The sequence below is a fragment of the Weizmannia sp. FSL W8-1119 genome (genome assembly GCF_038008605.1).
In the GTDB taxonomy this organism is placed as follows: Bacteria; Bacillota; Bacilli; order Bacillales; family Bacillaceae_C; genus Weizmannia; species Weizmannia coagulans.
Genome location: NZ_JBBOZL010000001.1, coordinates 704,694 through 718,810 on the forward strand (window position 1 = coordinate 704,694; position 14,117 = coordinate 718,810).

Sequence of the window (14,117 nt, forward strand, 5' to 3'; positions counted from 1 at the left end):
GGGATCGTCCGGGATAAACCTGGCATAACAGGCCCGGGGACAAGCCTTGAAACCTGCCGGGCAGCCAATACCTTTTGAGGATTTTAGCGATTAAGCGTATCCTCCCCGGGACAAGCCCTTAACCCCGCCGGCCAATCCGCGATTGAATAAGCAGTTGTAATCCATGCATCCGTACAGGCTTTTTCCCGAATCCGTTTGGAACCGGGCCGCCCCATTTGCCCAACTCCCCCGCAATTGACAAAGGAGTGATCACTTTGCCTTCTGTTTTCTCCGAACAGCTTCAACACCACCTCGCAGGGAGGATCCTGCTCGAACCGGAAATCCCTTTTTCGCCGGAACTAGTCGAACAGCACTTAAAACAAGGCTGGATCCGCGCTGAGCCGGCGATTCAGGGCGAATTCCCGCACTGTGTCTGCTTGCGCTGCGGCAACCGCGCGCCGCATCTTTTTGCCGAATTCCCTTGCGCCCACTGCGGGAAAACGAGCATCTATTGCCGGAACTGCCTGATGATGGGGCGGGTTACCGCATGCAAGCCGCTTTTCACATGGGCAGGCCCTGCGCCCGCATTCCACCCGCCTCGGCACCCGCTCCATTGGGAAGGGACCCTCTCTGAAGGGCAGCAGGCCGCATCCGAAGCGGTCAAAATAGCCATTCTCCAAAAAAATGAGCTCTTGGTTTGGGCGGTTTGCGGAGCAGGTAAAACAGAGGTCCTTTTTAACGGGATTGAAGCGGCGCTTGCAAACGGCGAACGCGTCTGCATCGCGACACCAAGGACAGATGTCGTCCTTGAACTTGCCCCCCGCTTCCGCCGCGTTTTCCCGGATATTCCGATTGCCGCGCTCTACGGCGGCAGCCCTGACCGCCATAAATGGGCGCAGCTCGTGATCTCCACTACCCACCAGCTGTACCGCTTCGCATCTGCTTTCGATGCCGTAATTGTGGATGAGGTGGACGCTTTTCCGTATACTTTCGATGAAACGCTGCAGCGCGCCGTCCAAAAAGCGGCAAAAGATAGGTGCGCCCGCATTTATCTTACCGCAACGCCGGGTGAAACATGGCAGCTTGAATGCAAGGCAGGCAAGCGCCCGTTTGTCACGATCCCGGCCCGTTACCACCGCAAGCCCCTCCCCGTTCCTATATTCAAATGGGCAGGCAACTGGCGGAGAAAGTTTGAAAAAGGACAGCTCCCGGTTCCAGTTGAAGCATGGGTAAAAAAGAGACTTGAAACCGGAAAACAGGCGCTTCTTTTTCTCCCGAACATCCGCCTCATGAAAAAAGCAGAACCGGTTTTTAAACAACTGCATCCGTCGATTGAATCGGTGCACGCAGAAGACCCGGAACGGAAAGAAAAAGTGGAAAAGATGCGCGCCCGCGAAACGCCGCTTTTGCTGACGACGACCATTCTTGAACGCGGCGTCACGTTCCCGGACATTGATGTCTGTGTCGTCGGGGCGGAAGATGCCATTTTTACGGAAGCCGCCCTCGTCCAGATCGCGGGCCGGGCTGGGAGAAGCGCCGATTTCCCAAATGGGGATGTTACGTTCTTCCATTATGGAAAATCAAATGCGATGGTGAAAGCACAGCGCCATATTCTCTCCATGAATGAAGAAGCGGGAAAGCGGGGGTTGCTCGATGCATGAATATTGCCTGTTCTGCCACCAGCCGCTTACCCGTAAACTGTCCTGGCACAATCTGATTTTTCCGCAGCCCGGGCCGCTTCTTTGCGAAGACTGCCGCGCGCAGCTTGAAAAAATTGCACCGCCCGTCTGCCCGAAATGTTCCCGGCCCCTTGCCAGGCTGGATGCTTCTTATCGGGAGGGGGATCTGTGCCTTGACTGCGCCAGATGGGAACAAGACCCAGAATGGGCGGGCGTGCTGGATGAAAACATTTCGCTTTATACGTACAACGATTTTTGCAAAGATATTTTTACCCGTTTCAAATTTCGCGGAGATTATGCGCTCGCCGCCATTTTTGCGGACGGCATCAAAGAGGTGCTTAAGTCCCGCACATTTGACTGCATCGTACCAGTCCCACTCAGCCCGGAGCGCCTTTCCGAGCGGCTTTTTAACCAGGCGGAGGCGCTCGCCCGTGCCGCCGGGTTCGAAACGGCAAACATTCTTCACCGCGTCCATGCTGAAAAACAATCGAAAAAAACACGGGCTGGCCGCATCCATCAGGCCCAAACTTTTTATATGGAAAAAGACATTTCAATCGAAGGCCGTTCCGTTTTGCTGGTGGATGATATTTATACGACGGGTTCGACCGTCCGCCATGCAGCAAAAGTGTTGCGTGAAGCGGGCGCCCGGAAAATTGTATCGTTAACCGCGGCAAGAAGTTAAACTCAACGGGATTTCTGCCGATATAAAAGATAGAAGACAATGTGCCGGAAAAAGGAGGCGGGCCGAATGGCGGAGTTGGCAAACTGCCCGAATTGCGGAAAATTATATGTTAAAAATCCCGTCCGCGATGTGTGCGAAGACTGCTATCGCGAGGAAGAGGCCGCATTTGAACGGGTTTTTCAATTCTTGCGGAAACGCGAAAACCGTGCGGCAACGATCGAGACAATCGTTGAAAAAAACCATGTTCCGGAAAAGCTGGTTTTCAAATGGGTGCGGAACGGCCGGCTTTTGATTGCGCATTTTCCAAATCTGGCATATCCTTGCGACCGTTGCGGCAAATTGATCCAGTCCGGAAAGCTATGCGAAGAATGTGCAAAAACGATTGCAAAAGATCTCGAACGTTTTGAAAAAGAAAAGAAATGGCAGAAAGAAATAAGAAAAAAGACTTATCACATCAAGTAAACATTGCGCAGCTTTATCCGATATAATAAACATAATGGAACGGAGTCCGTTTGAAAAAGGGGTGAGCTGAATGAAAATCAATCCGGTCAATACTTCAGGGATCAATCCGTATCAGCAGCAGACAAAGCGGGATGTGCGGCAAACCGCCTCTAGCACCCGGAAAACGGATAAAGTGGAAATTTCTTCAGAAGCCAAACAGCTGCAAAAAACGTCCCGGCTTGAGCAGGAACGGAGCCGGAAAATTGAGGCTTTAAAACAACAGGTACAGCACGGAACCTATCAGCCGGATGCGGAAAAAACCGCTGAAGGGATATTGAAATATTTTACAGGCAAGTAAGGAGTGGCGTAAATGTCTGCGGAAAAATTGATCCTATGCCTTGAAAAATTGCAGAAGCTCCATGAAAGCCTGTTCGCCCTTGCCGCCGAAAAAACCGAAGCGGTGAAAAAGCAGGATATCGGGCAACTGCAAAAGATCGTCCGGGATGAACAGGCCCATATCCGTGCAATCGGCGCACTTGAACAGGAACGGGAAACGCTGGCAAAGGCGCTTACCGGCGGCAACGGGACACTGTCGGACTGCATCGCGGCGGCAACCGGGGAAGCACGGACCCGGCTGGAAACGTTGAGGGGAAGCCTGATTGGCATCACAAGGAAGCTGAAAGAGCAAAATGAGCTGAACCAGATGCTCCTTTATCAATCCCTTCAATTTACCCAATTCATGCTGGATCTGATTTATCCGAAAAATGAACCCGCCACATACGGGCCGCCGTCCGGGCAAAAAGCGACGTCCGCCATGCCACGGTTTGACTCAAGGGCCTGAAACAATACGGAGGAGGAGCAAGGTGTCCACTTTCTTTGGATTAGAAACAGCAAAGCGGGCTTTAACGGCCCAACAGAATGCCCTGTACACCGTCGGGCAGAACGTGGCTAATGCCAATACCGACGGCTACACAAGGCAGCGGGTAAACTTGCAGGCGACAGACCCGTACCCCGCTGCTTCGATGAACCGCCCGGCCATCGCCGGACAGCTCGGGACAGGGGTGGAAGCGGGCGAAGTGCAGCGGATCCGCGACAAGTATCTCGATGTCCAATACCGGGAAAACAACAGTGCAGCCGGTTACTGGTCCGCCAAATCAGATGCATTAAGCAAAATGGAAGCCGTCATGGACGAAACCAGTACGGACAGCAGTTTGGCCAACACAATGGAAGCATTTTGGGAATCCCTGCAGGACTTAAGCACGAACCCGGAAGACGTATCTGCCCGATCGGTTGTTTTGGAACGCGGGCAGACGCTGACGGATACGTTCCACTATTTAAACAGCACGCTTTCCCAGTACAAAACGGATGTTGGCAGCGAAATCAGCGTATCGGTCAACGATATCAATTCCACTTTAAAACAGATCAGCGACTTAAACCAACAGATCGCTGTCCTGGAGCCGAACGGTTATTTGCCAAACGACTTGTATGACAAGCGGGACAGCCTTGTTGATAAGTTGTCCAATTATTTGAACGTAACCGTCGAAGTCCAAAAAAGCGGTGGAAATGCAAAAGCAAATGCGGACGGCATTTACAACATTAAAATGACCGCTGCGGATGGCACAAGCGTATACCTTGTCCAAGGTTCAAATTACAATGCAGTTGAAGTACAAGGGGGCACCGACAGCAACGGCGACGGTATCCTCGACGGCCCACCGGCAAACGGGGAAATGACCGGCATCACAATCGGCGGGAAAAATTTTGCTGTCGCGGATACAACCGGCAAGGTCACGTTCCCGCAAGGCAAACTGTTGGGACTGATTGACAGCTACGGTTATCAGTATGCCGGCGCAAACGGCACAGTGGAAGCAGGGGCTTATCCGAGTTTGCTCGACAGCCTGGACAAACTCGCCTACACATTCGGAAACGTATTAAATGCTGTCCACGAAAAAGGGACAGACCTTAAAGGGAATGCCGGGACTGCCTTTTTTACGTTCGGTACCTTAACGGACTACAAAGGGGCCGCGGGTCAAATTGCCGTCAACAGCAGCCTTACATACGACAAAATCGCCGCCTCTTCAAATGGCGATTCCGGCGACGGGCTGAATGCCATTAATCTTGCAAATGTGGTTACCTTTGATTTAAGCAGCCAATCCGTGCAGCTTGAAGGGATCAGTGGCAGGCTTAACATTGCGGCACTCGGTCTGCCGCTTGCATCCGGCACCATCACCAGCAATTACGAAGGCCTCATTGGAAAGCTCGGGGTTGATGCCGAACAGGCAGGCAATATGCAGACAAATACCGCTTCCCTTTTGGATTCGGTGGATATGAACCGGAAGTCCGTCAGCTCGGTATCGGTTGATGAGGAATTAACCAATATGATCAAATACCAACAAGCCTATAATGCTGCAGCAAAGATGATCACCATGACAGACGAAATGCTCGATAAAATCATCAACGGCATGGGCGTTGTAGGCAGATAGGCAGGTGAAAAACGATGCGTGTAACCCAGTCGATGCTCGCTAATAATTTTTTGAACAATTTAAACACAAGCTACAGTAAACTCGCGAAATACCAGGAACAGCTTTCTTCCGGCAAAAAGATCAACAAACTCTCGGATGATCCGCTGTCCGCGATGAAAGGCATTTCCTACCGGAGAACCGTCGCCCAGGTGAAACAATACGAAGACAACTTCGCGGAAGCCAGCATCTGGATTGAATCGACAAATGACGCCCTTGATGAAGCCAACCAGGTGCTGCAGCGGGTCCGGGAACTGACAGTGGAAGGGGCAACGGACACGCAGACTCCGACTGACCGGCAGTCGATCGCCGATGAAGTGGAACAGCTCCGCGACCAGCTTGTCAATATTGCCAACACGAAAGTCAAGGACAAATATATTTTTAACGGCACAAGTACGACGGAGAAACCGATCAGTGGCGATATCAGCACGTTTGACGGCTCAACCAGCCTCGGCATTCACACCAATCCGGTAAAAATTGAACTGTCAAAAGGCATTTATCTGCAAGTCAATGCGAACGGAGCGAATGCTTTTTCCGATGATCTATTTAAAGACTTGAACCATTTAATCAGCGATTTAAAATCCGGTACATCGGCAAGCGGCTTTGGCAGCTATTTGGACAAAATTGACGGCCATATTGACAACGTGCTGAGCGAACTGTCGCAGGCCGGGGCGCGGAGCAACCGCCTTGATTTGATGAAAGACCGCGTCACCCAGCAGGAAATAACGGCAACGAAGATCATGGCCGGCAACGAAGATGTGGATATCGACAAGGCGTACACGGACTTTTCCGTTGCATCCGGTGCTTATATTGCTGCGTTAAAAGTCGGCGCACAAGTGATCCAGCCGACATTGCTCGACTTTTTGAAATAATACGGGGACACCACCCTGCTTTGCCAGGTGGTGCCGTTTTTTTATCTGAATGTTTTTAAACCGGGCGGGGCAGGACCGGAACGCCGGTTAGGAGCAGGAAAATGCTGGCGCTGCAAGATTTTTAGAAAGCGCAAAACAATATGACCATCGAAAGGAGAGAAGGCGGTTTTCCCCGGCAGCAAAAGCCGGGGACCCCTCGCTAAACATGATGAAGCTTCAAACAAAATACCACGGCGAAGTGGAAATAGAGGATGCAGATATATGGCTTTTTGAAGGCGGGATTCCGGGATTTCCGGATGAGAAATCCTTTGTGTTGCTGCCGCTTTTGGACGACGGTATTTATATGGTCCTCCAGTCAACGGCGTCCCCCTATGTCGCTTTTGTCGTCACAAGCCCGTTTTTGTTTTTCCGGGATTATGCATTTAACATTGACGATGCCACGCTTGAACAGCTGTCGATTGAAAAAGAGGAAGATGTGCGGGTTTATGCCATTTTGACGGTCCGTGATCCGTTTTCGGAAACAACAGCCAATTTGCAGGCGCCGCTTATTATGAACGAAAAGAACCATAAGGGGAAACAACTGATTTTAAACGACCGGCATTACCACACAAGGCATCCGCTCTTTGCGGACGGGCCGGGCAAGGAAAAGGGGTGAGAAGATGCTGATTTTATCGCGGAAAAAAGGCGAGTCGATCCAAATCGGCGATGACATTGAAATCACCATCGCCGCGATCCACGGCGACCAGGTCAAAATCGGCATCAACGCCCCGAAACATGTTGAAATTCACCGGAAAGAAGTGTACTTGGACATACAGGAAGAAAACGCGAACGCCGCAAAAAATATCGAAGGCCTGCTCCATCTGCTTGCCCAATCCAAGAAAGGCAGCGGGGGCGCGTGATATGGGCAGTTAAAAAAAGTCCGGGGACACATTGGTTAGCGGTACTTTTTTGATTTTCAATACGGTGCCGGGCTTTTTTGGAGGGAATCGGGCTTGAAAAACGGGTGGGCAAATTTTAGTGCAGGCATGCTCGTGCGGAAGCGGGGAAAAATATAAGAAATGCTGCGGGCGGCAGGGCAGGCAGCAACAGGCCCCAGTATATTTTTGAACCTGTTACTGCACACAACGGGAAATCCTCCCCAAGACAACAGTATCCGCACTTCCCAGTCCCTCAAAAACCAATCCGCACGAAAAAATTTCTTTAAAACTATTAAATCAAATGTTTCCCCATCCGATATAAAGAGTGAGCGGGGGAACAGGGCGGCCGACCTCGAACCCCGTTAAAAAATTCCGCCCACAAGGATGTGGGTGCACAACATTCAAGGAGGAAACATAGATGATTATCAACCACAACCTTGCAGCGTTGAACACGTTGAACCACTTAAATGCTGCAACCAACGCGCAATCAAAAGCCATGCAAAAACTGTCTTCAGGGCTTCGTATCAACAGTGCTGCTGATGATGCAGCAGGTCTAGCAATTTCTGAAAAAATGCGTTCACAAATCCGTGGTTTAAATCAAGCAACAAATAATGCACAAGATGGTATTTCTTTAGTTCAAACCGCAGAAGGTGCTTTAAACGAAACACATGATATTCTTCAGCGTATGCGTGAATTATCTGTTCAATCTGCTAATGAAACAAATACAGATGATGACAGAAGCGCCTTAGATAAAGAATTCCAACAGCTTAAACAAGAAGTAACAAGAATTGCGGATCAAACAGAATTTAACACAAAAACTTTATTAAAAGGCGGCTTTGGTGCAACTTCCTCAGCGGGAGCAAATATTGTAGCCGGGAAAGGGGTTACTGATTATAATGTAGGTGGATCAAGTGTGGGTAGTATTGTATTAACTTCCGCCGAAGGTACAAGCTCTGGTGTGAAATTAACTGCTGTATTTACTGATGCGAATGGCAATTCTACTACTCAAGTATTAGACAATGTTGCTATTCCAACAGGAACAAACTCTAGTACAATTAATTTTGATAAATTAGGTTTCTCCTTTACAGCAAACAGTTCATTGTCAGCTTCTAGCTTTGGAGCCGCTGATGCTGCAGCTAATACTATTACTATTTCAGTTGCAGCTGCAAAGTTCCAAATTGGAGCTAATAAAGATCAAACAATAGATCTATCTATCAATAATATGGATGCAACCGCACTTGGAATTAACTCTAATGATATCCTTACAAAGGATAAAGCTCAGACTTCTATTCAAGCATTAGATGGAGCAATTAAGAAAGTTTCTACTGAAAGGGCAAATCTAGGTTCAGTACAAAATCGCTTAGAACATACAATCAACAACCTAAGCACGTCTTCAGAAAACTTGACTTCTGCTGAATCACGTATTCGTGACGTTGATTATGCTTTAGCTGCGTAAGCAGTGACAAGCACAGTCGTCCTAACTGGTAACGGTTAGAGATTATCACCGGGTGAATTGCTGGAAAACCCTGAGAGCTTTTCTTGCCACAACGAAGCTGGAAACGGCAGGCGTGAGGGCTTGAAAAAAGAAAAGATTGGGCAATCAGCAGCCGAGCTCCTGTCTTGAAAAAGTGGAGAAGGTCCAACGACTAGGATAGACCGCCTAAAGCAAATGCCATGGCGATGAAATCCGTAGGTGGCACAATGCATGTTCAACATGGTGCAACCGAAGTGCCCGGCTCCTTCAGAAAGCTGAAGGATGAAGATATAGTCTTGTCATTTGTGAAAGCAAATGTTCGCACGATGGCGAAAGAAATGTCTGAACAAACGAAGCAATCGATCCTTGCCCAAGCAGCACAAGCGATGCTGGCTCAAGCCAACCAGCAGCCACAGCAAGTATTGCAATTGTTGCGTTAATTTTAGGTTTAGCCAAGGAGGCCTTTTCCAGGGCCTCCTTTTTATATTTGATATTCCATTTCCGGCACTTTTGACCGGCGGAGCAGATTCCGATGTTAGAATGAAGAAACTGGACATTCACTTGGAGCCCGCATTTGGAATTCCATACATTTGATTTGGACAAAGTTCAGGTCAACGTGGGAACAATATAGACGAAGGATAAAAGCGATACCGCCGGCAGCCTATCAGCCTATCCGTGGCTGATGATGCTTTCTGCTGCAGATTACCGGAAAAAGACGATTGGCACGGACATTTTGCAGGAACTGGAGAATGGGCGATGAACGGGCAGGGAGTACTTAACGCAATCAGAGAGTGGGAAAGAGGGAGAGGCAAGAAAGAATAGAAGAAAAAAAATCCGAAATGGTGATCACCTATGACAAAGGCCGGAAGAAAAAATAGAAATGAGAAGAAAGGATTGGGTCGAACATGCTTTCCTCTTTTTATGGCCACGTGAAAAAGACGCTTTGCCATTTGCTGAAATAACGAATGGGAATCCGCCAAATTTTAAACCATTGAACACAACGGGGCAAGAAGTACTTGCCAATCCACTTTCTATTGACGGCTGAAGGAGAGTTTTTTATGAAGGAATTCCAGCAAGGTTAAAAGAATAAGTAGATGTAGCATGATTACAAAAAGGGGGTAATTATTTTGAATATTGTTGATCTTGTTCAATCGCAGGTTATTGCTTCAGTGAAAAAAGAAGAGGATATTGAAAAAGCAGCTTTGAGCCGGGCTAATATTGTATTTCTCTTAACAGGGGATTTGCTGAATACATCAGAGTATCTTGAACAGTTAAGAAAGGCCGGAAAGCATATTTTTATACATATGGACTTTATTGAAGGGTTGTCCAATGCAAGGAGTGCTGTCAAATTTATCGCTCAAAAATGGAAGCCAACCGGAATTATCACCACCAAACATTCTTTAATTAAATATGCAAAAGATGAAAAATTGATGACCATTCAGCGCATCTTTCTCATTGATAAATCCGCTGTCCAGAAGGGAATTGACACGAGTAAAACCTGTAGTCCTGATGCCATTGAAGTGCTTCCCGGTCTGATGCCAAACATTATCGACCAGCTGACAAGAAAGGTAAAATTTCCGATTATTGCCGGTGGTTTAATTGAATCAAAAGAGGATATTTTGCAAGGATTAGAGGCAGGCGCACTGGCGATTTCAACAGGGGATTCTTCACTTTGGAATTTTGATATTTAATTTGATAAAAAAAGAAACGGCCTTTTGTGCCGTTTCTTTTTTTATCCGCTGATTTCCGAACGCTTGATTTCATTCATTTGAATGATTTCACTATAAATATAAGCAATGCTTGTTTTTTCTCTGACTTTTATTTTCAATTCAAGCTGGTATGCTGCATGTTCCAGATCTTTAATATGGGTTTGGATGATTTTCATATCTTGTTTTTCTAAGGAGCGAATGACTTTTTGGATATCACGGCTGTCCTGTAAGATAAGATTGAGAGAAATCTCTTTTGCGTACAACTTTTCAAAACCAATTTTTTTCATCAATCCCGGAATGATCTCCACGCTAATGATGAGCAGTACGACCCCTGCAATTGCTTCCATATAAAAGCCTGAACCGGTGGCAATTCCAATACCGGCTGCCCCCCAAACCATGGCAGCCGTTGTTAAACCGGAAATGGTATCATCTTCTTTCCGTAATATTACGCCCGCCCCAAGAAATCCGATTCCGGAAACAATCTGGGCAGCGAGCCTTAAAGGATCCATTTGAATACGGACAAAATCGGATTGTGGAAACGAATAAGCAGACTGGATGGAAACAATTGTCAATAAACAGCTGACAATTGAAATCACAAGACTTGTTTTTAATCCGAGTGGTTTTCTTTTTATTTCCCGTTCAAGCCCGATTGCCAATCCAAGTATGGAAGACATGACGAGTTTTAGGAGCATTTCGCTGTCAAACTGAAAAAAATCAATCATGCAAAGCACCTCGTCTTTCTGCTTTACAGTCCATAATCTCGGACATTTGCATAATTTCTTTTACACTTTCAAGAATGTACTCCGGTTGTATCCCTGTTGTTTTGATCGTTTGTTGCGTGCTGATCCCTGTTAAAACCAAAATGGTATGTAAGCCATACACATTTCCCATATGAATGTCAGTTTCGAGGCGGTCACCGACAATATAGCATTGTTCCGGCTTCAGCTTTAATATATGGTTGACAATAAGATCTGCAGCAAACCTCGAGGGTTTTCCCATAATATGGTCAACCTTTATGCCAGTCACGCCTTCAAATGCTCCAATTAATGCACCACAATCTGGAACCGGTCCCTCTGCAGTAGGGCAAGTACGGTCAGGATTGGTGGCAATGATCAAAGCATGATTGTTTCGCCATGCCATGTATGCCTGCTTCAGTTTTTCATAAGTAAACTGGCGATCCCACCCCAGCACAATATAGTTTGCGAGATTAGCATCTTCTGTAATTAAAATTCCTTCTTTTTCTAATTCATTATACAAAGCTTTTTCTCCGATCACATAGGCAAGCTCTGATGGATTCATTTTTTGCTTTAAAAATCTTGCAGTTACATAGTTTGAATTGATAATGTCTTCAAGTGAGGTACGGATCCCCAGCTGGTTCAATTTTTTTACGTAATCAGTTCTAGTGGCAATGGATTTATTGGTGAAAAAAACAACATGATGTCCCCGATTCCGCAAGTAGTCTATCGTTTCTGCACTTCCTTTTATTAATTGGTTGTCGAGATAAATGGTTCCGTCCAAATCAAAAATAAATCCCTTTTTCAATTGCTTTCCCTCCCAATAAAAGAAAAACCCCCCCAGTTTAATAAACCTTGAAGAAGGTTTACTACCAGCTGGGGGTCTCTAAAGTCTCTGTCCGTGTTATTTTTGCTTTTCTCTAAACTTTGCCATATTATCTACTATGTTTTTTAGAGTATATTGATAAGGATTAATTTCGAATACAACCGGCCCTGTAAACTGATACTTTGTCAAAATATCAATCAGTTTTTCTGTATAATGGTTCCCTTCCCCCGGCAGCAAATGCAAATCCGCTTTTCCGTCATTTTCTGATACATGTATCTCTCCCAACAATTCACCAAGCTGTTTTACAGTCTCTTCCAGTTCATTTCCCATGATCGCCAGGTGTCCCGTATCCAGGCATGCCTTCAAATTACAGGCTTGAAGCAGGCCGGTCCACTCTTCTAAGCTAGAAGCAACATGGTGGCAGTAATTTAACCGGTCAGGGATTAGATTTTCAAGCAACAACACGATCCCCCGCTTTTGTGCCGCTTCATTTAATTTCATGAGCCGGCTTTGAACACGACACAGCGTTTCATCACGTTCTTCAGAGGACCAGGCATAGCCACCGTGCAAAACGGCATGGCTGCCTCCGTATCCCGCTAAAATATCCATCCATTCATTTAATACATGAAAAGCCCTTTCATAGATAATCGTGTCCGGCGTGGCAATGTTCAAATCATGGAATGGAAGATGAATGCTCGTTCTTAAGCCGGTTTGCCGGGCATATTCAAAGGTTTCTTTTGCCCGTAAATGCTCTGCCCAAATTTCAACGCCGTCAAAGCCGGCCTTTTGAAGTATTTTAAAATCATCCAGCGTGCTCTCCTGCCCGATTGACCATATACTAAGCCAAGTTTCCATTTTTACCTCCTGCTTCAGCATTTTTTTCATCAAATTCCTGATTAATAAGTTCAAGGTTTTTCCCTTTTGTTTCCGGTGCTAAAATAGCCGAGATAAGAAGTCCCAGCAATCCGGCGGCGGCAAAAAACCAGAGGGCTTTGCTGTTACCCCATGCCACAACAAGGTTTGGGAATACTAAAATGCCCATGATTGAACCAATCCGGCTGACGGCAGTTGCCAATCCGGAAGCGCTTGCACGAATGCCGGTTGGAAATAACTCAGTTGGATATACAAAATTAAGAATGCCGCCACCCATGTTGGCAAATAGTACGGCAAAACTGAATAAGATGACAAGAAAAGCCATTGTCGGAGAAGGGTTCAGTGCTAAAATGATTAATGCAATGGATAAGCCGGTAAAAGAAGTAATGATCAACGGCCTTCTGCCAATTCTTTCAACCAAATTCATCCCGATAATTGCTCCGATTAAGCCCAACAAACTAACCGTTCCGGAACCAATATATACCATCATTTGCGATCCGTGAGTAAATGGTTTTAGAATGGTCGGTGTATACATGGAAATTCCGTAATAGGCAACGGCATAGCAAAACCAGAATCCGCAAACAAAGAAAGTGCGACGGAAAAGTCCTTTCGTGAAAAGGCTGCTAATCTTTTGTTTTGGCTTCATATTTGGCTGAATTTTGACTTTCTGTCCGGTAATTTTCAGCATAATTTCTTCTGCTTCTTTTTCACGCCCCCTTGCAGTAAGCCATCGTGGTGATTCCGGAAGCGTTACACGAAAAAAGAAGACAATGAGAGCAAAAATGGCGCCAGTAAGTAACATGTAACGCCACGCATTTTCGCCGAGCGGGACAAGCAGTATGCCAACCAGATAGGCAACAACCGCTCCGACAAACCACATGGCGCCGAGTGATGTACTGTGCCTTCCCCGGCTTTGCGTCGCACTGAATTCGGATACAAGCGTAGCGGAAATCGGATAGTCTGCCCCGATCCCTATACCAAGTAAAAATCTGAAGAGGGCCAGTTGCCAAGGTGCCTGGGCAAACGCCGTAAGTGTCGCAAAAACGACAAATGCCAACAAATCAACCACGTACATGGCTTTCCGTCCATACTTATCTGTTAAATTTCCCAGCCAGATTGCTCCGATAAAAGAGCCAATGACAGCTGAGGAAGTAATCAGTCCCTGCATGCCCGGCCCGAATTCCCAGTGATCAAGGATCAGCGGCATGGCAACAGCAATTACCGTTAAATCAAAGCCATCCAAAAAAGTACCGCCGGCAGACAAAAGTGTGACTTTCCTTTGGAAGCGCTTTAACTGTGGCGAGTCTAAATGCTCAAAACTCATTTTTCTCTCCCTTTCTTTTCCGTATAATCCTGCCGAAAAATAAAAGCCATAGCCAAAAAAACATTTGTCATGTTTTTGGCTATGGCTTCTC

16 protein-coding genes and 1 pseudogene are annotated in these 14,117 nt (G+C 46.9%); 13 read left to right on the forward strand and 4 right to left on the reverse strand.

What is annotated here, in order from left to right; genetic code table 11:
* Positions 1-254 precede the first annotated feature (254 nt).
* From NSQ19_RS03265 to NSQ19_RS03320, 13 genes and pseudogenes are all read left to right on the forward strand, one after another.
* A complete protein-coding gene (locus NSQ19_RS03265; RefSeq protein ID WP_265115584.1) occupies positions 255-1,640 on the forward strand; it encodes a DEAD/DEAH box helicase in 1,386 nt (461 codons plus the stop codon).
* Positions 1,633-2,340, forward strand: a complete 708-nt coding sequence (locus tag NSQ19_RS03270) for a ComF family protein (protein ID WP_340702375.1) — start codon at positions 1,633-1,635, stop codon at positions 2,338-2,340. Before NSQ19_RS03265 ends, NSQ19_RS03270 begins: the two co-directional genes overlap by 8 nt.
* A gap of 66 nt (positions 2,341-2,406) precedes the next feature.
* Positions 2,407-2,802 (forward strand): TIGR03826 family flagellar region protein, encoded by a 396-nt coding sequence (locus tag NSQ19_RS03275; protein WP_061564851.1) that lies wholly within the window; start codon positions 2,407-2,409, stop codon positions 2,800-2,802.
* A gap of 70 nt (positions 2,803-2,872) precedes the next feature.
* Positions 2,873-3,139 carry a flagellar biosynthesis anti-sigma factor FlgM gene (gene flgM / locus NSQ19_RS03280; protein ID WP_013858611.1) on the forward strand — a complete coding sequence of 89 codons (267 nt, stop codon included), beginning with the start codon at positions 2,873-2,875 and terminating at the stop codon, positions 3,137-3,139.
* Between the two features lie 12 nt (positions 3,140-3,151).
* Positions 3,152-3,622 (forward strand): flagellar protein FlgN, encoded by a 471-nt coding sequence (locus tag NSQ19_RS03285; RefSeq protein WP_340702376.1) that lies wholly within the window; start codon positions 3,152-3,154, stop codon positions 3,620-3,622.
* A gap of 22 nt (positions 3,623-3,644) precedes the next feature.
* Positions 3,645-5,261 carry a flagellar hook-associated protein FlgK gene (flgK, locus tag NSQ19_RS03290; protein ID WP_340702377.1) on the forward strand — a complete coding sequence of 539 codons (1,617 nt, stop codon included), beginning with the start codon at positions 3,645-3,647 and terminating at the stop codon, positions 5,259-5,261.
* A 14-nt stretch (positions 5,262-5,275) separates the two neighbouring features.
* Positions 5,276-6,169: a flagellar hook-associated protein FlgL gene (gene flgL, locus NSQ19_RS03295; protein ID WP_340702378.1), complete on the forward strand. Its 894-nt coding sequence runs from the start codon at positions 5,276-5,278 to the stop codon at positions 6,167-6,169.
* Between the two features lie 205 nt (positions 6,170-6,374).
* Positions 6,375-6,824, forward strand: coding sequence for a flagellar assembly protein FliW (gene fliW, locus NSQ19_RS03300; protein ID WP_340702379.1), 450 nt, complete (start codon positions 6,375-6,377; stop codon positions 6,822-6,824).
* 4 nt (positions 6,825-6,828) lie between these two features.
* Positions 6,829-7,068, forward strand: a complete 240-nt coding sequence (gene csrA, locus NSQ19_RS03305; RefSeq protein ID WP_013858616.1) for a carbon storage regulator CsrA — start codon at positions 6,829-6,831, stop codon at positions 7,066-7,068.
* 118 nt (positions 7,069-7,186) lie between these two features.
* Positions 7,187-7,276, forward strand: a complete 90-nt coding sequence (locus NSQ19_RS15745) for an SEC-C metal-binding domain-containing protein (RefSeq protein ID WP_160330826.1) — start codon at positions 7,187-7,189, stop codon at positions 7,274-7,276.
* Positions 7,277-7,504: 228 nt separating this feature from the next.
* A complete protein-coding gene (locus NSQ19_RS03310) occupies positions 7,505-8,542 on the forward strand; it encodes a flagellin N-terminal helical domain-containing protein (protein WP_118497988.1) in 1,038 nt (345 codons plus the stop codon).
* Positions 8,543-8,886: 344 nt separating this feature from the next.
* Positions 8,887-9,000, forward strand: a pseudogene (locus NSQ19_RS15750) (flagellin); the annotation flags it as partial.
* Positions 9,001-9,687: 687 nt separating this feature from the next.
* Positions 9,688-10,251, forward strand: coding sequence for a glycerol-3-phosphate responsive antiterminator (locus NSQ19_RS03320; protein WP_118497989.1), 564 nt, complete (start codon positions 9,688-9,690; stop codon positions 10,249-10,251).
* Between the two features lie 41 nt (positions 10,252-10,292).
* Here the strand turns inward: NSQ19_RS03320 and NSQ19_RS03325 are convergent, their stop codons facing one another.
* From NSQ19_RS03325 to NSQ19_RS03340, 4 genes are all read right to left on the reverse strand, one after another.
* Entirely contained in the window at positions 10,293-10,991 is a 699-nt protein-coding gene (locus NSQ19_RS03325; RefSeq protein ID WP_118497990.1) for an MgtC/SapB family protein, read from the reverse strand.
* Entirely contained in the window at positions 10,984-11,811 is an 828-nt protein-coding gene (locus NSQ19_RS03330) for an HAD-IIA family hydrolase (protein WP_118497991.1), read from the reverse strand. Before NSQ19_RS03330 ends, NSQ19_RS03325 begins: the two co-directional genes overlap by 8 nt.
* 96 nt (positions 11,812-11,907) lie before the next feature.
* Positions 11,908-12,684 carry a sugar phosphate isomerase/epimerase family protein gene (locus tag NSQ19_RS03335; protein ID WP_118497992.1) on the reverse strand — a complete coding sequence of 259 codons (777 nt, stop codon included), beginning with the start codon at positions 12,682-12,684 and terminating at the stop codon, positions 11,908-11,910.
* A complete protein-coding gene (locus tag NSQ19_RS03340; RefSeq protein WP_118498011.1) occupies positions 12,668-14,026 on the reverse strand; it encodes an MFS transporter in 1,359 nt (452 codons plus the stop codon). Before NSQ19_RS03340 ends, NSQ19_RS03335 begins: the two co-directional genes overlap by 17 nt.
* Between the last annotated feature and the right edge of the window lie 91 nt (positions 14,027-14,117).